Raw genomic sequence first — 24,270 nt, 5'->3', positions numbered from 1 at the left:
GCGTTGAGTTGAATTTTTACCTCAATGGAGAATATTGAAAACATGACTTACGCGCCTGTATCAGACGTATTGAAAGGTCAGCTAGCAGTAGACAGCGAAGTGACTGTTCGTGGCTGGATCCGTTCACGTCGTGATTCCAAAGCTGGAATCTCTTTCCTTGCCATATATGACGGCTCTTGTTTCGACCCGATTCAGGCCGTGGTCCCAAATAATCTTAATAATTACGAAGACGAAGTATTAAAGCTAACGACTGGCTGCTCTGTTGAAGTAACTGGTAAGATTGTTGAATCTCCTGCAAAGGGTCAAGACTTCGAACTTGCTGCCACTGACGTTAAAGTGGTTGGTTGGGTTGAAGATGCTGAAACTTACCCAATGGCAAAAACTCGTCACTCAATCGAGTACCTACGTGAAGTTGCGCACCTACGTCCGCGCACAAACGTAATCGGTGCAGTAGCACGTGTACGTAACTGCCTATCTCAAGCAATCCACCGCTTCTACCACGAGCAAGGTTACTTCTGGGTATCTGCGCCGTTGATCACGGCTTCAGATGCTGAAGGCGCTGGTGAAATGTTCCGCGTATCTACGCTAGACATGGAAAACCTTCCTCGCACTGACGCTGGTAAAGTGGACTACAACGAAGACTTCTTCGGTAAAGAGACGTTCCTAACCGTATCTGGTCAGCTAAACGCAGAAGCTTACGCTTGTGCGCTAAGCAAAGTTTACACTTTCGGCCCTACTTTCCGAGCTGAAAACTCAAACACAAGCCGCCACCTAGCAGAGTTCTGGATGGTTGAGCCTGAAGTTGCGTTCGCAGAACTGGATGATGTAGCGAAACTGGCTGAAGACATGCTCAAGTACGTGTTTAAAGCAGTGCTTGCAGAGTGTCGCGATGACCTTGAGTTCTTCGCTCAACGCATCGACAAAGAAGCAATCACTCGTCTAGAGCAGTTCGTTTCTTCTGACTTCGCGCAGGTTGACTACACTGACGCAATCCAGATCCTTCTTGATTCAGGTCGTGAGTTCGAATTCCCAGTTGAATGGGGTATCGATATGTCTTCTGAGCACGAGCGTTTCCTTGCTGAAGAACACTTCAAAGCACCTGTAATCGTTAAGAACTACCCGAAAGACATCAAAGCATTCTACATGCGTGCTAACGATGACGGTAAAACAGTTGCAGCGATGGACGTTCTAGCACCGGGCATCGGCGAAATCATCGGTGGTTCTCAGCGTGAAGAGCGCCTAGACATTCTAGATGCACGTATGCGTGAAGTGGGTATCGATCCTGAACATATGAACTGGTACCGCGACCTACGTAAATACGGTACAGTGCCACACGCAGGCTTCGGTCTAGGCTTCGAGCGCCTAGTATCTTACGTAACTGGTATGGGCAACGTTCGTGACGTGATCCCATTCCCACGTACTCCTCGCTCTGCGAACTTCTAATCACTTTTTAGTGATATTGAATTAAAAAGACCTCCCATGTGGAGGTCTTTTATTTTGTACGAATGATTTTCTAGCAACCGATGTATGCACTCTAGTTGTTATTTCCGTCGTCATCCTCATCTGCTCGCGCTGCGTATTATACTCCAACCACACACAAGCCAAACATCACAAATGGGATAACGGCAGCAGTGTATTCCGTCCAAACCATATGAGAGAAAGATTTCGCCAATATCAAGTGTGCAAACACCAACAAAAATGCGCTAAAAATAGCAACACCCATCAACCTAAGTTCATGCTTTACCAACTGCTTTTTCATTACGGCTCCTAACCTAAATGGTTGTCTGCCCATGATTGAAACACAGCTTCGGTATCGTCCACTGATACAGTTTGAGCAAAAAACAGGTAAACAGTTGGCTAATGAAGTAATTCTCCGACCGTCTTCACGGCTTGTTCTAATTCATCATTTACAAGTAACGATGTATTAAGCCTCAGGTAGTTCTCATAATTTGGAGCGATAGAAAACAACTGACCAAATGCTACAGTGATGTTCGCTTCCAATAACTTCTGATAAATCGCTTTTCCGCACTTTGTTTTCGGCAGTTCTATCCAAAGAAAATAGCCGCCTTCCGGTTGCGTGTAACGAATCGATTGGGGAAAGTACTTATCAACCAGTTCAATAAACGCCAATTGCCGCTGCTCAAGATTCTTTCGCAGTTTTCTAAGATGGCTATCATAACTATCGTTTTGCAAGTAATGCGCGATACCCTGCTGGATTGGTGCACTGCCTGACAACGTCGAGATAAGTTGCAGCTTTTGAAGTTGCTCATTGAAGCGTTTGTTTACCACCCAGCCCAGCCTATAGCCAGGGCAAAGGCTTTTTGAAAATGATCCACAATGCAACACGCGTTCTTGTGTATCAAAAGCTTTAAGTGAGCTTGGCTTTTTTTCAGAAAAATAAAGCTCTGAATACACATCATCTTCGATCAAGTACACATCGTATTTATCAGCCAGTTCGACGATACGTTGCTTCTGCCCGTCACTTAATAAGGTTCCTGTTGGATTGTGAAAGTTAGTCATTAACCAACATGCGCGAACATCATTGTCGGCAAAAGTCGCTTCAATTTGATCCACTGAATGTCCAGTTAACGGATCCACCGTTATTTCTATCGCCTTTAGACCTAAACGTTCAATCGCTTGAAGTGCGCCATAAAACGTCGGTGATTCAACTACAACAGTATCTCCAGGCTGGGTCACGGCCTGAAGGCTCAAATTCAACGCTTCTAATGCGCCAGAAGTAACGACAACATCATCATGGGTAAACACCATACCTTGTTGGATGTACCGTTGAGCAATCAAACGGCGTAGAGACTCACAGCCCGGCGGCAAGTTATCCAATAACGTCTCTGCCCCCATCTTCCTGCCTGAGCTGGCTAGGTTGCGGTTTAGCGCTTCTAATGGGAACAATGCTGGGTCTGGAAACGCGGAGCCAAACTTCACCGCATTCGATGAGGCCTGATTTTTGAGGTAGTCGTAAAGTTCATCGTTGATGCTGGAGCGATAAACGGAAGTGGCTGGAGAACTCGGTTCGAAGCGGTCCAACTCCGCAGTCACAAAGTATCCAGACTGAGGTTTCGCTGCGACCCAACCTTGTGCTTCGAGCAGCTGATAAGCTTGTAATACCGTACCTGCGCTGACAGAATGGTTTCGGCTTGTTACACGCACTGATGGCAGCTTTTCCCCTGCTCTCCATGTATTTTGCTGAATCTGCGTTTTGAACAGCTCAGCCAGTTGACGGTATCGGTTCATGTTTCCCTCATTTCACTTACAGCCGCACCATAGCATACTTCGCGCCAGCATTCTGATATGGGAGTATTCAATTTAGCAACGTAATTTATCAAGCTTATCAATAGATATTTCAGCCACGAAGTGAGCGTTTATATCCCATACTTTGACTGTTACACACATATTGCCTCACATCTTTGCAATACCTAAAAGCCAAGGTTTTACGTTGGACTGAGTGCGTTAAACTCACTTCGAGCTACGGTCTTTAAATCAGGAGGAAGCGATGAAAGTTTTTACAATGGACGATCTCTTGTATCGCGGAAAACATAAAGGTGTACATAGTTGGGACCATCCTGGCAGTACCACCCCTTATTATTGGCATCCTGATTGGCTGCATATCGCTGAAGATGCTTTGGGTGAACACAAAAAGGCTGATCTTGAAGTCCCTGATGGAGAAACAGCGACAGAAGAGCATGCAAAAGCGGCGATTCTCAAACACTTGAATGATGAGTAGTTTAGGCTCTATCACCGTTCAAGAATAGCATTAGGTAGGCGAATCCATCGTCGTATGCTTTAAACACAAATAAAGCTAAAACCTGCCAAATAGTAAATTCTTCTGAATGAGAAGTACGCATCTTCTATCGCGTTCAAAGGGCAAAATAAGTCGATTGTTATCACATTAATTTTCATTACATCTGTTACATTTAAATAGTAATGGTGATGCACACCTCAACTCATGGATTATGAGAGAAAACAATAATGGCGAAATACAACGAAGAAGATATTAAATACAAAGGTGAATCCAACGGCGTACATTCTTGGAGCTCTCCTTCCGGCCAACCTTATTACTGGCATCCAGATTGGTTACACGTTGCAGAAGATGCGACGGGTACGCATCCGAAGCAAAAACTTGAAGTTGAAAAGACAGAAGTACCAACCGAAAAACACGCATTAAAAGCGATCTTAAAGCATATGAACGACTGGGCGACTGAAAAACTTTCTTCTAACCCTGACATCGAAACCAATGCGGTTGAGTCGGAAATCAATCTGAAGAAATAACCCCAACCGATATCCATACTTCTAACAGTAAACGCTCCACCTTTGGTGGGGCGTTTTTGTCTCAACAAATCCTCACTAGACAACTATAAACGCGTTAACGCAAAGCACTGAATTGAAACGATTGGGATGTGTGCAAAACTTCTCCAACCATGGCATAAATGCCCTTCAAACTCTGTGCCTACCAAACGTTTTCATGGCAAAAACTTTAGTTATGTTAGAATTCTGTTTCAAATCGCAACTTTTTTAGGTTTTCTTTTCAGTAACGGTTGTAACCAATATTGCTGAAAGGTATAAATGTTAGCACACCCCTTCGATTAACATGGATGAAGATTATGTTTGAAAAAGTAGTTGCCGCTCCGGCTGACCCTATTCTTGGCCTTACTGAAGAGTTTAAAAAAGATGCTCGCGCAGACAAAATTAACCTTGGCGTAGGTATTTACAAAAACGAGCAAGGCGAAACTCCCGTTCTTGCGACAGTAAAGAAAGCTGAAGCAGCACTTGTTGAAACTGAAAAAACCAAATCTTACCTAACCATCGAAGGCACAGCAGAGTACGGCATTGCAGTGCAAAAACTGCTTTTCGGCTCTGATGCAGAAATTGTAAACGAAAAACGCGCTAAAACAGCTCAAGCTCCGGGTGGTACTGGTGCACTACGTGTTGCCGGCGAGTTCATTAAACGTCAACTAGGCGATGTAAAGATCTGGATCAGCAACCCTACATGGGCAAACCACAACGGCGTATTTACTGCTGCTGGTATCGAAACGGCACAATACAGCTACTACAATGCTGAAACAAAAGACAAAGACTTCGATGCGATGCTAAATGATCTTCAATCTGCATCTGAAGGCGACATCGTGCTTCTACACGGCTGCTGTCACAACCCTACAGGGATCGATCCTACAGCTGAAGAATGGGAAACATTGGCGAAACTTGTCGCAGAGAAGAAATTGCTTCCTCTGTTCGACTTCGCCTACCAAGGCTTTGCTAAAGGTGTGGAAGAAGATGCTGCAGGTCTTCGTACTTTTGCTAAATACAACAAAGAAATCCTAGTCGCGAGCTCTTTCTCGAAAAACTTTGGCCTATACAATGAACGCGTAGGTGCCTTCACGTTAGTAGCTGAGTCAGAAGAAGTCGCAACAACCGCTTTTTCTCAAGTTAAAGCCATTATTCGCTCTATCTACTCTAACCCACCTGCACACGGCAGCGCTGTCGTGACTCACATTCTTGGCAACGCCGAAATGCGTGCGGAATGGGAAGCTGAAGTAGCAGAAATGCGTGACCGCATTCAAGAAATGCGTGAACTATTTGTAGCGACACTAAAAGCAGAGGGTGTGGACGCAGACTTTAGTTTCATCGAACGTCAAAATGGTATGTTCTCTTTCTCTGGTCTTTCTAAAGAGCAAGTTAACCGCCTTAAAGAAGAGTTCGGTATTTACATTGTCGGTTCTGGCCGAATCAGTGTTGCTGGTATGACGAAGTCAAATATGGGCCCTCTGTGTAAAGGCATTGCAGCGGTTTTATAATCGACTGTCGCATACTTTATTAAAAGGAAAGGTCAGCATAAGCTGACCTTTTTTGTTTTAACTTAACGCCAAAAACGAACCCGTCCGATCTAGTAGACAAACTTCAAACTCAGCCCAACTTCATTGACGTAATCTGAGCTTTCACCGCTGTAATCAGTATCTCTAAACTGATAAAAAAGACCAGTGCCGATGACTTTATGCCATTGGTAGTTAAGACCGATCTTAAAATTGTTCTCATCAACGATATCACTACTGTTCAACTCCACTTCAGCTGTCGCAATAAGCTTTTCACTGAGCAAGTAATTCACCCCAACAGTTACAGCTTGAATCAATTCGCTATCGGAAGACAACGTATTATCCGTTTTGTCGTCCGTCGCTTTCGCTTTGATTGCGCCTATTCCATATAGCCCGTAGATATCGAATTGCTCTGTAACTCCATAACGGTAACCACCACCAAACAAAAGGCGGTCAATGCGAAGAGTAAAATCATCCGGATGGAAAAACTGCGCTGAGTAATCAACATTAAACAACCAGTTCTCAGTAAACAAATAGTTACCACCGAGTCCAACTGTGGTCGCATTAGAGTTATCTAACCATTCTTCGTTTGTCGTTCCGGCACCAACATCCAAATGAATGTGTTCGTACCCAAATTTTTCTGCTTGGTCCATGACCGCTGCGCTTGATATCGCCGGCAAAGCAGCTAAAGAAACAAGCAATAAATTTCTCACCATTCGACTTCCTTTCATGAGAATTATCTAAACACTGTATTCCATCGCCTGAGCTACTTGGCTCAAGAAGAATAGCTTAATCTAAAGACGTGATAACGATCTGAAACAGCCAAAGATCTAATCAGTCATCACGAAGAAAACATATCGACGACGTCTTTTTCAATTGAGGTGACCATATAGTAGTAAAAATGAAGCTCCCTTATCGTGCGATATGTCAGAATCTTATGACTGAGCACGAAAATCGCGGTTCAGATAAGACTCTGTTTTAAAACTAAGTTAAGATTACTTTATTATTTGCGAACTAAAAGGCGCCTTCGATGGATGCAGAACTTCTCGAGATTTACAACTTTCTCGCCAAGTATCCCCCGTTCAATGAACTCCCTGAAGAAACACTAAACAAGGTGACAGAGAGTGTCGAAATCTCGTACTACCGAGAAGATACCCCCATCATCCATTTTGGAGACTATATCCAAGATTTATACGTGGTGCGAAGCGGTGTTGTTGAAGTTTATCGACGCAAAGGTGAGCTGTATAACCGCCTTGACGAAGGTGACCTATTTGGCCAGATGGGCATGCTCACCAATAACAAAGTCCGCTTTCCGGTAAAAGCCATTGAGGATACCCTGCTCTACTGTATTCCTGGTGACATTTTCCAAGAAATTTACGATAACTTTGATTCCTTTGCGGATTTTGTTGAAGTTGAAAATAGCGCTCGTTTACGCCAAGCCATTTCAGAAAACAAAGACGCCAATGACCTGACGACGTCGAAAGTGAAAACCTTGCTGACTGGCGATGCTCATACGATTGATCGTGGTCAGACAATCCAGCAAGCCGCGCAGCAAATGGCGAATGACAACGTATCGGCTTTACTTATCGTCGACCCAGATTTCGTTCGTGACGAAGACGATCCACAGTCCCCAGTACTTGGTATCATTACTGACCGTGATTTGTGTACCCGTGTGTTAGCTGAAGGTTTGTCCCCACAGGACGATGTGTCTAGTGTGATGACCACGGAGGTCATGTCTCTTGACCACAACGCTTACATCTATGAAGCAATGTTAACGATGCTGCGTTACAACGTACATCACCTACCAGTGGTAAAAAACCAATTACCAATTGGTATTATCGAAACAACCGACATTGTTCGTTATGAATCTCAGAATTCGTTGTTGCTGGTGAGTAGTATTTTCCAACAACAGACTATCGAAGATTTAGCAGTTGTTGCCGAAGAAGTGAAAAGCAGCTTCGTGCGTCTGGTCAATGAAGATGCCAACTCTCACATGGTGGGTAGCGCGATGTCGGTCATTGGCCGAAGCTTCAAACAGCGTCTGCTAGAAATGGCAGAAGAAGAGCTTGGCCCACCGCCAATTCCTTATTGTTTCCTTGCACTTGGTTCAATGGGGCGAGATGAGCAACTGTTGGTGACTGACCAAGATAACGCCATCATTCTAGATGAGACCTATCAAGAAGAGAAACATGGTAAATACTTCGAAGCCCTAGCAAAATACGTCAGCGATGGGTTAGATGCCTGTGGCTACAAATATTGCACAGGCGATATTATGGCAACCAACCTACTGTGGCGCATGACTCGTTCAGAGTGGGAAGAGTGTTTTGCTGACTGGATTGATAACCCGAACCCGAAAGCACTACTCAACGCCTCCATCTTTTTCGACTTGGATGGCGTCTATGGCCGCTTAAAATGGGCAGAACAGTTAACTAGCTTTATTGTTCGTCGCGCTCGAAAGAACAACCGCTTCTTAGCGTGTTTGGCTCGTAACGCACTAAACAGAACACCACCTCTAGGCTTCTTTAAAGACTTCGTGATGGAAAAAGATGGCAGACACAACAACTCCATCAACCTCAAACGTCGCGGTACTGCTCCTCTGGTCGACTTAATTCGCGTTCACTCTCTGGCGGTTGGTTCACGTGCACAGAACTCGTTTGAGCGTCTTGACGACATTATTGATGCTGGCATTTTGCCAAAAGGTCGAGCACAAGACTTAAAAGACGCGTTAGAATTTATTTCCATGGTACGTATCCGTCACCAAGCGACGGATGTGGAACTAGGCATTGAGCCTGATAACAATATCGAACCGGAAAACCTCTCTGAGTTTGAACGTCGCAACCTAAAGGATGCATTCCAGATCCTAAGCAATGGTCAAAATTTCCTTAAGTTCCGCTACCAAGCGAACAAGAGCTTTAAGTGAGGTTTAGCATGATTAAAAAGCTCTTTCAGAAGCCAACCATTCAGTGGCCAACGAAGTTTGAACAAAAGCTGGAGATGGCGAAGGATGAGAATTTAATTGCGTTTTATAGCAACAAGCCGCCTGCTCCAGAAACACCGTTATCTGAGGTGGAGTTCGTGGCGTTAGATTTCGAAACGACGGGTTTGAATCCTGAAAAACATGACATCATTACTATTGGTTTAGTGCCGTTTAACCTGAAGCGAATTTTCCTACGTAACTCGCGTCATTGGAAGGTACGTCCACAGCGTGCACTCGATGAAGATTCAGTCATTATACACGGTATTACTCACAGCGAATTGATCGATGCACCTGACTTAGGCGATATCTTAAGCGAGCTGCTACCATGCTTAAGCGGGAAAATCATTGTTGTTCATTACCGTCGTATCGAGAGAGAGTTTCTGGATAAAGCGCTCAAAAGCCGTTTAGGGGAAGGTATTGAGTTTCCTGTTTTAGATACGCTGCACCTTGAAGAAACCATTCAACAGAAACGTTCCGGCTCTCTCTGGGAGCGTTTAAAAGGGAAAAAGCCAGAATCGGTTAGGCTAGCGCAATCTCGACGCCGTTATGGGCTGCCAGACTATACGCCTCACCATGCATTAACCGATGCAATTGCTACCGCAGAGCTACTGCAAGCGCAAATCGCCCATCATTACAGTGAAGAGCAACCCATCAGTGAGTTCTGGCTGTAATATACTTCACACTTAATAGCGATCAAAAAAGGAGCCAGATGGCTCCTTTTTTACTTAGGTTGAGACAAGATTACAGCTTAAAGCGTTGAATCTCTTGTTCAAGTTCGTGTGATAGCTCAGACAGGTGAGCAGCTTGTTCTGCTGCTTGATGAGCTTCGACTGACAGCTCGTTAGACACATCACGAATACCTTCAGTGTTACGAGTGATCTCAGTGGTTACCGATGCTTGCTCTTCTGCTGCTGAAGCAATCTGCGTTGCCATATCACTGATACGCTCAACAGCAGTGTGGATTTGCGTCAAGCTCGCTGCAGCCGCATTGGCATCATCAACACTGGTATCAGCTAGACGACGACTGTCACCCATAATACCGACCGCCTTGGCTGTTGTGCCTTGTAGCATCTCGATAGTTTCTTGAATCTCTTGCGTTGAAGCATGAGTACGTTGGCTCAATACGCGGACTTCATCTGCAACCACAGCAAAACCACGGCCTTGCTCACCTGCACGTGCCGCTTCGATCGCCGCGTTCAGTGCAAGTAGGTTCGTTTGCTCTGCAATGCCTTGAATCGTTGATAGAATCGTATTGATGCTATTTCCGTGTGCTTCTAGCTCTTGAATCACATCAGTAGCAACTTGAACTTCTTGCGCTAAGTTCTGAATAGAGCCTTGCGTTTGAGTTACTTGGCTTGAACCATGTGAACAAGCTTGAACCGCTTCTTCTGAATTACTTGCCGTGCTATCAGCATTACCTGCAATTTCTTGTGTCGCTGCTGCCATTTCGTTCACAGCCGTCGCCACCATGTTGATTTCATCTTGCTGGTAAGAGATACGCTGACTACGCTCCTCAGCTTGCTGTGCTGTCGTGCGAGCTTGCTCTGAAAGCGCAGAAGATACGTGGCTAAGCTTAGTAACCATTGTGTGCATGTTGCCAACAAAACGGTTGAAGTTTTCCGCCAGTTTACCTACTTCATCATCACTGCGTGGTTCTAGGCGTTGCGTTAAGTCACCTTCGCCAGATGCAATTTCTTCCAGTGCATTTGATACGCGGTTCAAGTCACGGAACAAGAAACCAACTAGCCAAGAAACTGCAAGAATAACCACAATCGTGATCGCCACAGCAGTAAACAATAGATCTCGTAGCAATACCGCATGACCTGCTTCTTCTGTTGCGCGATCCATTTCAATCGCAAACATCCAATGCGTACCAGGAACTTTATTGAAGTAGTAAAGCTTCTCTTTTCCTTTGATTACCGTATCTTCGATACGACCTTCATCGGCGGCGCGCTCAATTGCCTCTTCTGAAAAATCTTTTAGAACACTGGTGATAGGCTTAAGCGTCAAGCTTTTATCTGGATGCGCTAAGAAGGTGCCTTCATTCATGTCGATTAGCATCGCATGCGCGTTTTCACCTGCATCTAAGTTAATCACATCGCTGATAAGCTGATCGATCAGTACGTCCGCACCAACAACACCAACAAACTGACCATTTTTCATTACTGGCTCAGCAATGGTCACAAGTAGTGCATTCGTGATTGCGTCTTGATATGCGGCTGTGATGATTTGCTTACCCGCGGCATCAGCATCCTTGTACCAAGGACGTGTGCGAGGGTCATAATCAGCACGGTTACGCTCCGGATGAGAGCGGTACATATCACCGTTTGGTGTACCAAGGAAGATGTCATCGAAGCCACCAGCCTTGCGAGCTTGTTGTAGGAAAGGAACAACGTCTTGCTCGGTCGAGTAGTCGTTGAACGCAGTGGCAATATCTTTACGGATATTGACCCAATCAGAAATTCCCTCTGACGCAGTAGTACTAAGACTTTGCGCACGTGAATAGACACCTGAACGAGTCTGATCAAATAATTGACCAGCCGACAACCAAGTAAGTGCTGTTGCCATCACAACAACAGCAGAAAGGCTTGCGCCTATAAGCTTTTGTTTTAATGATAATTTCATATTTATAGTTTTTTGAGTTGGGAGAACAGTTAAGGTGCATGAATATTACACACTTTTTTACGACTATTCACTAATTTTTAAAAAACAAAATAGCACATTAACTCTTTGTAAAATATGAACTTTCATGTGTCATTTTTTTGTCTCGAGCGTCATAAAAACCGCACAAAAAAGCCAGCAAATTGCTGGCCTTTTGATTAATTGTTAGTCAAACGGTTTTATAAAATGCCGAATTACTGACGCTCAGTTCGCATACCCATCAATAAGCTCACACACATTGCAAGCAGAATGAAGGTAAATGGCAGTGCTGTAGAAATGGCACCAGCCTGAAGAGCTTGAACCGCCTCGGAGCCACCAATCCATAGCAGAGCAACCGCAATTGCACCTTCCATGAATGCCCAGAAGACACGTTGAAGTACAGGTGCATCGACTTTACCACCTGCCGTGATACTGTCGATAACAAGTGAACCAGAGTCAGAAGACGTAATGAAGAACACAAGTACCAACACAACAGCGATGATAGAAAGCATGCTACCAAATGGAAGAACATCAAACATTTGGAACATAGCAAGTGATACGTCAGTCAAGCCATTTGTGCCCAGCTCACCTACTTTATCAACAACTTGCTCGATCGCCAGGCCACCAAATACAGACATCCAAACAACGGTAACCGCAGTTGGAACCAGTAGAACTGCTGTGATGAACTCGCGAACGGTACGACCACGAGAAACACGCGCGATGAACATGCCTACGAATGGCGACCATGAAATCCACCAAGCCCAGTAGAACACTGTCCAGCCTTGGAACCAAGCTTCGTCCGTACGACCAAACGGGTTACTTAGTGGGATGATATTCTCTACATATGCCATAAGTGTGGTTGGAATCGAACCTAGGCTCGCCGCCCAACCGATAAGACCAACAAGGAGAAGTAGCAAGAACGCCACAACCATGTTGATGTTACTAATGACTTTAACACCACCATCGATGCCGCGTACGACTGAAACAACAGCAAGTAAAGTCACCACGGTAATAACGACGATTTGCAGACCTAGGCCTGGCTCAACACCAAATACGTGATGAATCCCACTTGCTGCTTGCTGCGCACCTAGACCTAGGGATGTAGCAAGACCAAATAAAGTCGCAAGCACAGCCAGAATGTCCACAATGTGGCCAGCCCAACCCCATGCACGATCACCCAGAAGTGGGTAGAAGATCGAACGCATAGATAGCGGTAAACCTTTGTTGTAGGCAAAGAATGCTAAAGAAAGTGCTACAACACCGTAAATTGCCCATGGGTGAAGGCCCCAGTGGAACATCGTTGCACCCAGTGCCAATCTCGCGGCTTCTGGTGTATTTGCCTCAACACCAAGTGGCGTTTCATACCAACCGGTGAAGTAAGCGACAGGTTCTGCAACACTCCAGAACATTAAACCGATACCCATACCAGCTGCAAATAGCATTGCAAGCCATGACATAAACGAGTAATCGGCAACAGCGTCTTTACCACCTAGTCGAATCTTACCCATTGGTGAGACGATAAGCGCCAAACAGAAAATAACGAAAATGTTACCTGCAATAATGAACAACCAATCGAATGAACCAATAATTTTCCACTTCAGCCCATCAAGTGCCGTCTTTGCGGTATGTGCATCTAGAACTAATGCAGCGACAAGAAACAGCGCAATTAAACCTGCACTAATACCAAAAACTGGGTTATGAACATCAAAACCCCATTTTTGAACGTTGTCCTGACCTACCGTATAGTCGGTACTATCGATACTGTACTTATCTATACCCTTTGTCATCGTTCCTCTCTATTTTTGTAGTGTTTTTACGTACCAAACAAAAAAATCTTTCGAACACGATACGTTTTGCATTCCGTGAAGGCGCAAGATCCTATCATTTGACACGTTTTTGTCTATCTTTTTGCTATTAAAAAATCCAATAACTTACTTTTCACTGTGTGGTTACGGCCTTTGATAGAACAAATCACTACTACAATAGTTAGACCACAAACATTTATTGCTATAATAATTTTAGCTCTTCTTATTTTGTCGAAAAGGCGCGACAAAATGGTATTGAGGACACGGCGTAAAATTGTAGGGGTAATTTTTGATTTCCCCCCTTTAAATAAGGGCGCATTTAAGTTAGTGTCGCCTCGATAAATGTTCCCTACAGACTGGATGAATAAATTGGAAAAGTACGAAGAAGTATTGGTCTCGATTCGTCAGATCATCCGCGCTATTGATTTACATTCTAAAAAGCTGAGCAAAGAGTCTGGATTGACTGCTCCACAGTTGATTTTGATGCGCGCTATCAATGACTTAGATAACGTGACGATTAAACAGTTGTCTAGCCACACTAACATGAGCCAAGCGACCGCAACGACCATTCTAGATAGACTAGAACGAGGCCAGTTTGTTGAGCGTCAGCGCAGTGTTCAAGACAAGCGTAAAGTGCATGCTGTACTTACGAGCAAGGGCCAAGAAGCCTTAAAACAAGCACCAACGCCGCTGCAAGAGCACTTCATTAATCGATTCCAAAAATTGGAAGAATGGGAGCAATCCCTTCTACTATCTTCCGTTCAACGCATCTCGACGATGATGAATGCAGAGGACATCGATGTTGCTCCAATGCTAGAGCTTGGTAGCATTACCAAAGCCGATTAGTTTCGCTCCCACGTGCTCGCTTTTTGCGGGCACTACTCTCCTACTCAGTCAAGCCAGTTTCAAACGCATATTTTGCTAACTCTGCCGTCGAATGTAAGTCCAACTTGTGCTTAATGTTATGGCGATGCGTCTCTACCGTTCGATAACTAATATTGAGTAAAGTGGCGATTTTTTTGCTGCTGTTTCCTTGAGCAACTAATTTAAGTACCGCTTCTTCCCTGCGGCTGAGAGGATTCGTTTTTTGCGTGGCAGGCACCACTTCTTGGGTAAAGAGTGTTTGTGTGACGGATTCACAGAAATACGTCGAGCCTTGGTTCACCGTTTTTATTGCTTGCACCATTTTCTCGGCCGAGATTTCCTTGAGCATATATCCTACGGCACCAGCTTGCATGACCTTCATGATGTACTCGCGATTATCGTGCATGGTCAACATAAGTATTTTGCTCTCTGGGCGAGCTTCTTTAATTACACCAGTCGCTTCAATACCGTTCATTATTGGCATGCTGATATCCATCAATATGACGTCCGGTTGCAAGTGTTTTGCGACCTCTATCGCTTCCAAGCCATTACTTGCTGTACCCACCACTTCGATGTCAGACTCTAACTCCAAACGAGCCATGAAGCCATCCAATACCACTTGATGATCATCGACAATCACTACACTAATCGGTTTATCCATAAACTATTTCATCCAAATTAAGCAGCACAGTAATCTCTGTTCCCAAGCCAAGCTCACTCATTAGCTCAAATTCACCACCGATGAACTCTACACGCTCTTGCATGTTCCTTAACCCAATCCCTTGTTGGTGCACTGCATGGTTAACCACAAATCCAACCCCATCGTCACGTATGAGTAATTGCAGCATATTGCCCATTTTTTGCAAAGTAACCGTTACTTTTTTCGCTCGCGCATGTTTTTCAATGTTATTCAAAGACTCCTGAGCGACGCGATATAGCGTCGTTGCGACTTCCGAAGTCAGTTTGTGCTGCTGAGTATCGAAATTGCTCTCGATATCAATCCCGGAATGGGAATGAAAATCCTGTAGCAAGGTCGTCAGTGCTGCTTCTAAACCGATATCATCGAGGGCGCTTGGACGGAGCTGATGAGAAATATGCCGCACCTCATTTATCGCGGTGACGAGCGATCGTTGTGATTTATCTAAGTGGGATTTGAGTTTTTCGTCTTCCAGTCTATGACTCATTAAGTCTAAATGACATTTACTGGAGACTAACAACTGATTGATTCCATCATGCAGTTCTCGCGCTAAATGCTTTTTCTCATCTTCTTGGAACATCACGGTTTTATGTGCCAATTCTTTCAGGTTCTTATCAGCGAGGCGATGCTCGTGCAGATTGATCGCCAAAGTGAGAACAATGATTACAGCAACGGTCACCGCTAAGATCACGACGACTGAGAAAAATGTCGTTTCGATATTTTTGTTCACTGCCGCGCGCATATTGGCGACTTCTCGGCTTACATCCTCAATATACAGCCCAGTACCTATCATCCATTCCCACTTATCGAGCCATGCAGCGTAACTAAGCTTAGGGACGACTTCACCCGTAGATGGCTTTTGCCATAGGTACTGATGAAAGCCTCCACCTGATTGCGCTTGATACAATAAAGCTTCGATTAAGCGATCGCCATTTTCGTCTTCAAGATAGAGTAAGTTTTCCCCGACAAGCTCCGGAAGAACTGGGTGTACAAGGTTGGTACCATATTTATCATAAGCAAAAAAATAGCCGTCCGACCCATAACTCAAACGATTTAAAATCGCTTTCACACGCGTTTTGGCAACACTCTCTTCTAAAGTCGGATCGTTGTAGATGTAAGAAATGGAGTCAAAAGCGACGTCGACCGTATCTTTCAGCGCCGCTTCTTTTGATTGGATCAGGTTTTGATGAAAGATCTCCACCTCCCTTTTGCCAAGGGTCTTGGTTTGATAGATAGAGATCCAGCTGATACTCGCTGACACCAATACCACGGGTATCAGTGTCAGCAGAATTAACTTTGCTTTGAGAGGCATCCCTTCCCTCCATGAAACGCTGCCTTTACAGCTTACTATCTTAGCAGTACAAACGAATCGATTGTGTCTGCATAGACATAATTAACAGCTTAACAACTTGTCTCAAAAGGTAAAAACTCTCAGTTCACAAAATCTCTTTATTATCGAGTGATTAACTCATACCGTAAAAACCTGGGAAAAACAGCAAAGACGCCAACACAACAATCTGAATCGCGATAAATGGCATCACACCTTTGTAGATATCACGCGTAGTAACCCCTGCTGGAGCGACACCTTTTAGATAGAACAAACTAAAGCCAAATGGCGGTGTGAGGAACGACGTCTGCAAGTTCATCGCAATAAGAATCGCAAACCACGTCATATTAATACCCATCAATTCAGCGACTGGCGCAATAATTGGCACGATGATAAAACAGATTTCAACGAAGTCGATAAAGAAACCTAAAATCAGAATCACCACCATGGTAATAATAAGGAATCCCCACTTTTCACCCGGCAGTTCTAACATCCACTCTTCAACTAAATAATCACCACCAGTGTAGGTAAATGCCATTGAGAAGGCGGTCGCACCAAGTAAGATCGCAAAGACCATTGCGGTTACTTTCACTGTCTCTTTTGATGCATCATAAATCATCGACCAACTAAACTGTTTATACAATAGCGATAAAATTATCGCACCTGCACCGCCCAGTGCCGCTGACTCTGTTGGTGTTGCAATCCCTGCAAAGATGGAGCCCAATACCACGATGATCAATGCTAACGGTGGCAATACAGCTTTCAGTGCGGTGAGCACTTCTTGTTTACGACTGATCGACTCATCGCGCTCTATCGCCTGTGCGGCTTGAGGGTTCAACTTCGCGTAGATGAGAATGTAGATCACATAGGCGCCAACAAGTGTAATACCGGGCCAGATCGCAGCTTGAAATAGGTCCCCTACCGGTACGCCAAGTACATCACCCAACAAGATCAACACGATAGAAGGTGGGATAATTTGGCCCAACGTGCCAGACGCACAAATAGTCCCACACGCTAAACCTTTGTCGTAATTGTACTTGAGCATCACAGGAAGAGATATTAAGCCCATCGCAACAACTGATGCGCCTACCACACCCGTTGAAGCGGCAAGCAATGCGCCAACTAACACGGTAGAAATAGCGATACCACCGCGAACGCCACCGAACAAACGCCCCATTGATTCTAGTAGCTGTTCAGCAAGCTTCGTTTTCTGTAGCACTAGCCCCATAAAAACGAACAGCGGTACGGCCATTAGCACCGTATTTTCCATAATGGACTGAATTCGATATGGCATAAAAGCAAACATCTCGATGCCTTCAGCCCAAACACCAAAAATCAGCGCGATACCACCAAAAGTAAAGGCAACGGGAAATCCCAATAGAAGCGCAAAGAGCGCAACAAAAAACATCACTATACCGATCATAATGACTTCCTTTTACGACTTACCGTTATTACCGGCATAGATGAGATGAGGGTTGACAATTTTGTTGATTGAATGAAGTAACAATCCAATACCACTCACCGCCATAAAGAAAAATGACAGCGGAATCATCGCTTTGATAATCCAACGATATGGTAAGCCACCTGGGTCACCAGACGTCTCGCCTAACGCGTAACTTTCCTTGGCGAAATCAATACCAAACCAAGCTACAAGTAGGCAAAAAGGGAATAAGAAAAATAGTGTGCCTATGATGTCGATGATGGATTGTGCTTTGTAAGATAAGCGTTCATAAAAAATGTCGACGCGAACATGGCCACCGGACTTAATTGCGTAAGGCACACCAAGCAAGAATACGGCAGAGAATAAATGCCATTCCATTTCTTGGAATGCGATAGACACATCATTAAACACGTAACGCATGACAACGTCGTAAACAACGTTTGCTAACAACAAAATAAACAGGATGCTGGATAACCATCCGAGAAAATCGCTAAAGCGGTTAAATAATCGCTCAATATAAATAAGACTTCTCATTCCGAACTCCGTGGAACGTTTAGATGCGCTCCGCTATGGTGCGGAGCATTCATTATGAAGTTTTCTTGGGCTTCGATAGCAGGCTAAACCTCTCAGCGTCGCCTGCTTCATAACGTTATTGTTGAGCTTGACTGTTTAAGTACGCTCGGTGCGAAATATCTGACCATGGTCGAACTTGATTCATATAGTTCGCTTGCGACTCTTGAATCTCTTTCGCCAAAGCATCTTTTCCTGCATGCTCTTTCAACAAACGATCGTTTGCTTCTCGCAACGCAGCTACGACTGCAGGTGGGAAATCTTTTACTTCAACATTTGGGTATTCAGACTTAATAGATGCCCAGTTTTTGCCGCTTTCGTGTTTCGATTGCGTGTACATATCGTAAGCGGCCGTTTTCATGGCTACTTGCAAAATCGCTTTTAGATCATCAGGTAGACGGTTCCAGGTGCGCTTGTTAACGAGGAACTGAAGCTCAGTCGCTGGCTCATGCCAACCTGTGTAGTAGTAAGGCGCGATTTTGTGGAAGCCCATACGTAGATCCAGCGATGGACCAACCCATTCCAAGGCATCAATTGTGCGACGCTCTAGAGAAGTATATAGCTCACCAGGGGCGATATTCGTTGGCTTGGCACCTAACTCAGCCAAAATCTCACCAGCAAACCCTGGGATACGCATTTTCAAACCCTGTAAGTCCTCGACGGACTTAATCTCTTTTTGGAACCACCCGCCCATCTGAGTATCGGTATTACCGCCAGGGAAAGACATCAAGTTATGTGGAGAGTACACTTTTTCCATCAGCTCCATACCACCGCCGTAGTAAAACCATGCATACTGCTCAGTTGGCAGCATACCGAAGGGCATAGAAGTGAAGTAAAGTGTGTTTGGAACCTTACCCTTCCAGTAATAAGACGCTGAGTGACCCATGTCATACTGACCCGACTTAACCATATCAAACACCCCAAAAGGCGCTTTATGCTTGTTTGCGGAATCAATGCGGATTTGCAAACGTCCGTTGGACATCTCTTCCGCCATTTTGGCCATGTTTTTTGTGGTATCACCAAAAATTGGGAAATTAGGCCCCCAAGTTTCAGCAAGCTTTAAACGATAGACTTTTTCAGCAGCGTTTACAGAAGTCGCTGCAAGTGCCATCGCGGCAGCGACAGCGGTTGTTTTGAGCACTCGTTTTAAAGATTTTTGGATTAGACTCATCGTTCACGTCCTTTATCACCAAGGTTATTGTTGTCATCCATTTCATTAGGATTGGCTGTATTCGGTATAAAAGATGTAACAATGTTGTCTAATGCGAAATGGGCATGAACACGGAAGCGAGTAATTCATCAATAAGGCATTAGCCTAAGGTATTACGTACAAGTACGTAGGACAACCGTCATGACAAAAGACTGTTAATAGCAAAATCAATAAATTATATTTTTATCTATGAATAAAAATAAAAGAGAATACGTACGTATTTTTCTGCCAAAAAATTTACATAGTATTTAAGAAAATGTGACAAACCACTTATTGGCAGTGTTAAAGTCAGTACTTAATGCATTATTTCCAATACCAAGATAAAAAAATACCTCGGCATCGGCCGAGGTATTCAATCTAGAACGGTAGCGGTAATTAAACTGCTTTGTAGATAACTTTGTTACCTGCTAACTGCTCTTTTTGAACTAGGTTTTCTTCAAGAAGCTTCTTTAGTGCGCCAGTAGCCCATGATGCCGCTTTAGTATCTTCTTGACCTGCAGCTAGACCGATGCCTTTAGGGTTAATACCTTCAGCATTCGCCATAACGATGTCTAATACTTGTTGTTGCTTAGGAGTAAGGGCAACATCAACTGTTTTCACTGCAGCTACTTTTTTATCAGCTACTACTTTCTCCGCAACAGCTTTTTCAGCAACAGAAGGTGCTACTGCTTTTTCCGCAACAGGCTTCACTGCTTTAGGTGCTGCAGCTAAGTTTGCTACTGTCGCTTTAATGCGTTTTTGCAGTTTCATCTGCACTTTACGCTTATGAGCAAGTCTCATTGAATATTTCTCCAGTTCACTGCATCTCAGCAGGGATGAAAATTTGAAGCGCGTTTTATACCAAAATTCACAAGCAATTTGTAGGTTTTAGCGGCGAAACGCGATGAAAAATGCGCTCAAAGCATAGAACGTCTACTATTTAATCAGATATTTTATGAACGGATTTATTGAATACTGGGTATAAAAACAGAGGTTTGTTTTATTTTAAATGCAAATCAATGCACATAAAGCTACCCACTTATTTTTGGACAAGTATTCGATGAGGTTATAAGCATGGAAACGCTGCATCTAACAAATTCACATTTCAAACCCGACTCCCCTATCAACAGAATACTTTTGTTGCTCGTTGCACTCATCACTTTGTTTTTGGTTGCCATTTCTCCGGGATGGAAGCAAGCCATGTTGTCGGTCATTTTGATGTCTGCAATCGTTGGTTTCGCCATCTTGATGATTAAGAAAAGCCAAGTCACTTTTACGCTGACAGCTTCTCACTTTCAGCAACACCTTTTTAAAGGAGGTTGGGTCGTCCGATGGCGAAATATTGAGTCAATCGGTATTTGTAGCTACCAACAGGAAGGGTGGCACCAACCGCTACCTTGGATCGGTATTCGTCTAAAACACTACTCACCCTACTTAAATTCAATCTGCCCTCGTATAGCGACAGAAATTCTCCTCAGCCAGCGAGCACTGCTTTACTTAGGCGCGAAACAAAATCAGTGTGAAGATAAGTTTGAGGATATGGTGCTTGACCCTAAACCGTATATAAACAGAGATGGGATTGAGTACAAAGGTTTGTTAGCGATGCTCGCCAACCGGATGAAGTATCAGAGAGGTTTCCACGGCTACGATCTATTTATATCAGCAAGTGATCTAGATCGTGAGGCTGAGGATTTTGTGGGACTGACTCGGCGATACTTAGCTGCCGCCGAGCCAGAATAATGCTTAGTACACGCACTTTTAGTAAAGCGGCATCTCGTCAGCAACGAACGGGTTAGTTTTACGCTCGTGACCGAAAGTCGATTGAGGGCCATGACCAGGGACAAACGTGACATCATTGCCTAAAGGCCACAATTTCTCTTTGATAGAGCTAATCAACGTATTGAAATCGCCTTGTGGGAAGTCAGTTCGACCAATGCTACCGTTAAACAAAACGTCACCCACAAACGCTAAACGCGCTTCTTCGCTGTAAAGCACAACGTGACCAGGTGTATGACCAGGTGTGTGGAATACGTTCAGCACTTGATTACCAAAAGTGACAGTGTCACCCTCATTTAGCCATTGGTGCGGTTCAAACGCTTCTGTCAGCGGGAAACCAAACATTTGGCTCTGACCTTCCAAACCTTGCAACCAGAAGTTATCTGCCTTGTGAGGGCCAACAATCTCTGTACCACCAAGCATTGCAGACAGCGGTTCTGTACCACCTACGTGGTCCAAGTGACCGTGTGTGAGCACTAGGTTTACCACGTCAACACCCAGCTCTTTGATAAGCATAGCGAGCTGCTTTTCATCGCCGCCTGGGTCAACCACAATGCCTTTCATGGTTTCGTCACACCAGACAATAGAACAGTTTTGAGAGAAAGATGTTACTGGAACAACTTGGTATTTCAGAGCCATAGATAACCTATACCGAATAAATTTGCGTGAAAACTGCCGCAACTATGACACTAAGGCCTAGCGACTTCAAGCTTTGAACTGTGGGTAATCGACGACGTTCTGAGACTAGAAACCTTGTCTCAACTGGCACTACCAGGAACGAACAGCACCCGTATCGATATGAACAAAGTTACTACCTGGATAATAACCCACGCCACCGGCTTTTAGGCTTAATGCAGCATCACGAACCGTTGAAAGCTTCACGCCGCCTAAACGGAAATCAATGGCCTTTCCTTCCATGTGCATGCTCTTTTTCGCTACACGAGAAGACCCGTTGCGCAGCGAGGCATTAGTGGCAGGAGAACGGTAACCTGAAATGACGATCACCTCTGCTTCTGTACCAATTAACTTTTGAATTTGGCTTATTTGATCGAACAAGCGTCGATCCATCGGATGAACCTCATTTCGTCGATGGTCTCGACAAAACTCATTCAGCCTTTGCAGTTCATCATTAATGTATCGTTTTCCATCGAAATAGCATGTTTCGAGGATCTCTCCAGTATTAAGGTTGTTCATCGCCAGCGCACGTGGCTCGTCAGGGAGTGAAGCCCAAGAAAATGATGGCAGGGCAGACGCCAACACCACACCACCAGCGGTCATTTTAAGGAAATCTCGGCGGGAAAAGTTACGACTTACCATTTCAAAATACAGTGCTCAACAACTAGACAAGTCGTGGACATTAACCAAACACATTTGTCACGTCAAATGCATAAAACACTCCATCTTGATTTTCAGATGCAGTAATTATTGCTTAATTATTGAACGAAAAGAGAATTCTTCGTTTTGTAAATTTTCCTTAAAGATTTCAACTGCGGTGATCGTACTTATAGATATCATCACGGTAGTAAAGCGTTCCCTCTTCCAACCATGCTGTTTGATAAATGATGTGTACTTGAATGCGCTCTCCCAAAGGAACTGACGTGTTAGACCGACGAGAACTTTCTCGCTTTTTCGCTAAACGTTCTTCCAACCCCTGAGTTTTGAACAGAAGTTCTGCTAACTGGTCTGCATGTTCGACACGGACACATCCTGAGCTGAATGCGCGTCTGTCCTGTTCAAACAAGTTCTTACTTGGCGTGTCATGCAAATAAATAGCTTGTGGGTTAGGCATATTGAACTTGTACAATCCCAGTGCATTTTGTAAGCCCGACGCCTGTCGCATACGATAAGGAAATGTTCTCGGATTCACCGTTGCCCAATTGATGGTTGTAGGGTCAATAATTTCGTTCGAAGTCCAAGACCGAATGATTTGAATGTTATGGTTAATCAAATACATCGGATTACGTTTTACTTTAGGAATAATGTCTTTAACCATGATATTCCAAGGCACGTTCCAAGTTGGGTTGAGAATAACTGAATCCAGTGCTACCGACATGATGGGCGTTTTTCTTGATGCTCTCCCTACCACAACTTTAGACTCAAACAAGGGTTGACCGTCATGCCAATACGTGACTTCGTATCCAGGCACGTTAACAAAGACAACATTATCCCTTTCTTTCGACCAAATTCTTGAACGCTCAGAATTCAACGCCAGCAGATGCAATCGCTCTTGAGGAGAAAAGTTGATCCATCGAATGGTATTCGGGCCGATAACGCCATCTTCTTTCAAACCATGAATACGCTGGAACTCTTTTATCGCAAGCTCTAATTGTTCGTCATATTCTTCAGTGACTAAATCCAAGTAAGAAACATCTACGCCTACGATCTCCATTCGCTCAATCAATAGGGGTCTGTTTTCTAATATATCGCCAACACGTGCTAGCCCAGTTTGTTGATAGGCAGGATATTGGTACTGAGAATGTTCCGATAGCGAAGAATAGGCGGAGTAGAAAGCATCATCTGTTTGTAATGGAGACCGGAGACTTGCCAAAAACTGACCAAGTTTGCCAACCGTAATCTCATTACTCAGAACCGATAAAGTATCGATGCTAGGAGCGGGTAACGTAACATGGGCTTTGTCTGTAAATAGCCAATTAATCCCTTCTTCGGGGAGTTGCTCAAGATAACTAAGGTACATCAAGAGTGAATCTGTCATCACTAAATCGAAGTCGAGATTATCTCCCTGCCACCTTACTTGGTTTATCCGGTGAAGTTGATTTTCGAATTCATCGGTGACATCCGCAAGTGCAACCAGGTTTACTTGAAAAAGAAACTGCTCAATATCACTTTCATTTTCCCAGTTCAAACGGTAATTGGTGCTTTGATACAGTTGATCAATAACCTCTGGATAATGGATCATTTTTTCTACAGACAGCTTTTGTACCGCTCCCTCTTGCTCGACTTGCGCTGAAGCTTCGAGAGAAACGACGGTGGAAAAGCTGCAAAACGGCACCAGAAGTGCCGTCATGATTAAAACCCTAGCAAACACTGAAATGATCCTTGCGCTACTTGCCATAATAAAAAGTATGGCAAATATCTCACAGCTTGCAGGTTTAAAATTAAGAATCTGATGCCGAAAACGACAACAAAACCCTCTATAAGTAA

22 protein-coding genes are annotated in these 24,270 nt (G+C 44.3%); 8 read left to right on the top strand and 14 right to left on the bottom strand.

Annotated elements, in window-relative coordinates; genetic code table 11:
* The first annotated feature begins 42 nt into the window (after window positions 1-42).
* Entirely contained in the window at window positions 43-1,443 is a 1,401-nt protein-coding gene (gene asnS / locus R7F64_RS15190) for an asparagine--tRNA ligase (protein WP_033905631.1), read from the top strand.
* Window positions 1,444-1,579: 136 nt separating this feature from the next.
* On the opposite strand, the gene R7F64_RS15185 is transcribed toward asnS, so the two are convergent.
* Entirely contained in the window at window positions 1,580-1,759 is a 180-nt protein-coding gene (locus R7F64_RS15185) for a hypothetical protein (protein ID WP_318071869.1), read from the bottom strand.
* Between the two features lie 98 nt (window positions 1,760-1,857).
* The gene (locus tag R7F64_RS15180) at window positions 1,858-3,249 is read right to left on the bottom strand and encodes a PLP-dependent aminotransferase family protein (RefSeq protein ID WP_238975141.1); all 1,392 of its coding nucleotides are present in this window, start codon (window positions 3,247-3,249) and stop codon (window positions 1,858-1,860) included.
* Between the two features lie 259 nt (window positions 3,250-3,508).
* On the opposite strand from R7F64_RS15180, the gene R7F64_RS15175 reads away from it, so the two are divergent.
* The 3 genes from R7F64_RS15175 to R7F64_RS15165 all read left to right on the top strand — a co-directional run bounded on the left by R7F64_RS15175 (window position 3,509) and on the right by R7F64_RS15165 (window position 5,807).
* Window positions 3,509-3,739: a hypothetical protein gene (locus R7F64_RS15175; protein ID WP_065274663.1), complete on the top strand. Its 231-nt coding sequence runs from the start codon at window positions 3,509-3,511 to the stop codon at window positions 3,737-3,739.
* A 245-nt stretch (window positions 3,740-3,984) separates the two neighbouring features.
* Window positions 3,985-4,284: a hypothetical protein gene (locus R7F64_RS15170; protein WP_005376885.1), complete on the top strand. Its 300-nt coding sequence runs from the start codon at window positions 3,985-3,987 to the stop codon at window positions 4,282-4,284.
* A 332-nt stretch (window positions 4,285-4,616) separates the two neighbouring features.
* Complete coding sequence (locus tag R7F64_RS15165) at window positions 4,617-5,807, top strand: amino acid aminotransferase (protein WP_017636105.1); 1,191 nt, start codon at window positions 4,617-4,619, stop codon at window positions 5,805-5,807.
* 89 nt (window positions 5,808-5,896) lie between these two features.
* Here R7F64_RS15165 and R7F64_RS15160 read toward each other — a convergent pair whose 3' ends face one another.
* The gene (locus R7F64_RS15160; protein ID WP_064368581.1) at window positions 5,897-6,538 is read right to left on the bottom strand and encodes an outer membrane beta-barrel protein; all 642 of its coding nucleotides are present in this window, start codon (window positions 6,536-6,538) and stop codon (window positions 5,897-5,899) included.
* 314 nt (window positions 6,539-6,852) lie between these two features.
* Here R7F64_RS15160 and R7F64_RS15155 point away from each other — a divergent pair, with 314 nt between their 5' ends.
* Both R7F64_RS15155 and R7F64_RS15150 read left to right on the top strand, forming a co-directional pair.
* Entirely contained in the window at window positions 6,853-8,742 is a 1,890-nt protein-coding gene (locus R7F64_RS15155) for a DUF294 nucleotidyltransferase-like domain-containing protein (protein ID WP_318071868.1), read from the top strand.
* An 8-nt stretch (window positions 8,743-8,750) separates the two neighbouring features.
* On the top strand, window positions 8,751-9,470 hold the full coding sequence (locus tag R7F64_RS15150) for a 3'-5' exonuclease (protein WP_005376881.1): 720 nt from the start codon (window positions 8,751-8,753) through the stop codon (window positions 9,468-9,470).
* Window positions 9,471-9,540: 70 nt separating this feature from the next.
* On the opposite strand, the gene R7F64_RS15145 is transcribed toward R7F64_RS15150, so the two are convergent.
* Both R7F64_RS15145 and R7F64_RS15140 read right to left on the bottom strand, forming a co-directional pair.
* Window positions 9,541-11,424 (bottom strand): methyl-accepting chemotaxis protein, encoded by a 1,884-nt coding sequence (locus R7F64_RS15145; protein WP_005376880.1) that lies wholly within the window; start codon window positions 11,422-11,424, stop codon window positions 9,541-9,543.
* Window positions 11,425-11,654: 230 nt separating this feature from the next.
* The gene (locus R7F64_RS15140) at window positions 11,655-13,226 is read right to left on the bottom strand and encodes a BCCT family transporter (RefSeq protein WP_005376879.1); all 1,572 of its coding nucleotides are present in this window, start codon (window positions 13,224-13,226) and stop codon (window positions 11,655-11,657) included.
* Between the two features lie 387 nt (window positions 13,227-13,613).
* Between R7F64_RS15140 and R7F64_RS15135 the strand changes: the two genes are divergently transcribed.
* A complete protein-coding gene (locus R7F64_RS15135; protein ID WP_005376877.1) occupies window positions 13,614-14,090 on the top strand; it encodes a MarR family winged helix-turn-helix transcriptional regulator in 477 nt (158 codons plus the stop codon).
* Window positions 14,091-14,130: 40 nt separating this feature from the next.
* Here the strand turns inward: R7F64_RS15135 and R7F64_RS15130 are convergent, their stop codons facing one another.
* From R7F64_RS15130 to R7F64_RS15105, 6 genes are all read right to left on the bottom strand, one after another.
* Window positions 14,131-14,769, bottom strand: a complete 639-nt coding sequence (locus R7F64_RS15130; RefSeq protein WP_017636110.1) for a response regulator — start codon at window positions 14,767-14,769, stop codon at window positions 14,131-14,133.
* Window positions 14,762-16,117, bottom strand: coding sequence for a cache domain-containing protein (locus R7F64_RS15125; RefSeq protein WP_005376873.1), 1,356 nt, complete (start codon window positions 16,115-16,117; stop codon window positions 14,762-14,764). Before R7F64_RS15125 ends, R7F64_RS15130 begins: the two co-directional genes overlap by 8 nt.
* A 151-nt stretch (window positions 16,118-16,268) precedes the next feature.
* Entirely contained in the window at window positions 16,269-17,555 is a 1,287-nt protein-coding gene (locus tag R7F64_RS15120) for a TRAP transporter large permease (RefSeq protein ID WP_005376871.1), read from the bottom strand.
* 12 nt (window positions 17,556-17,567) lie between these two features.
* The gene (locus tag R7F64_RS15115; protein ID WP_005376869.1) at window positions 17,568-18,107 is read right to left on the bottom strand and encodes a TRAP transporter small permease subunit; all 540 of its coding nucleotides are present in this window, start codon (window positions 18,105-18,107) and stop codon (window positions 17,568-17,570) included.
* A gap of 115 nt (window positions 18,108-18,222) precedes the next feature.
* Window positions 18,223-19,314, bottom strand: coding sequence for a TRAP transporter substrate-binding protein (locus tag R7F64_RS15110; protein ID WP_318071867.1), 1,092 nt, complete (start codon window positions 19,312-19,314; stop codon window positions 18,223-18,225).
* Window positions 19,315-19,728: 414 nt separating this feature from the next.
* The gene (locus R7F64_RS15105) at window positions 19,729-20,133 is read right to left on the bottom strand and encodes a hypothetical protein (RefSeq protein WP_005376863.1); all 405 of its coding nucleotides are present in this window, start codon (window positions 20,131-20,133) and stop codon (window positions 19,729-19,731) included.
* Window positions 20,134-20,406: 273 nt separating this feature from the next.
* Between R7F64_RS15105 and R7F64_RS15100 the strand changes: the two genes are divergently transcribed.
* Complete coding sequence (locus tag R7F64_RS15100) at window positions 20,407-21,072, top strand: DUF2982 domain-containing protein (RefSeq protein WP_225491959.1); 666 nt, start codon at window positions 20,407-20,409, stop codon at window positions 21,070-21,072.
* A gap of 18 nt (window positions 21,073-21,090) precedes the next feature.
* Here the strand turns inward: R7F64_RS15100 and R7F64_RS15095 are convergent, their stop codons facing one another.
* The 3 genes from R7F64_RS15095 to R7F64_RS15085 form a co-directional block, all read right to left on the bottom strand.
* Window positions 21,091-21,747: an MBL fold metallo-hydrolase gene (locus tag R7F64_RS15095; protein ID WP_062730526.1), complete on the bottom strand. Its 657-nt coding sequence runs from the start codon at window positions 21,745-21,747 to the stop codon at window positions 21,091-21,093.
* Between the two features lie 129 nt (window positions 21,748-21,876).
* Complete coding sequence (locus R7F64_RS15090; protein WP_225491960.1) at window positions 21,877-22,425, bottom strand: DUF882 domain-containing protein; 549 nt, start codon at window positions 22,423-22,425, stop codon at window positions 21,877-21,879.
* Between the two features lie 166 nt (window positions 22,426-22,591).
* On the bottom strand, window positions 22,592-24,133 hold the full coding sequence (locus R7F64_RS15085) for a L,D-transpeptidase family protein (protein WP_225491961.1): 1,542 nt from the start codon (window positions 24,131-24,133) through the stop codon (window positions 22,592-22,594).
* Window positions 24,134-24,270 lie beyond the last annotated feature (137 nt).

The sequence above is a fragment of the Vibrio sp. Vb1980 genome, assembly GCF_033338615.1.
Classification (GTDB): Bacteria; Pseudomonadota; Gammaproteobacteria; order Enterobacterales; family Vibrionaceae; genus Vibrio; species Vibrio alginolyticus.
The sequence above is the reverse complement of the archived record's forward strand: the minus strand, read 5'-3'. Positions and strand labels throughout refer to the sequence as shown.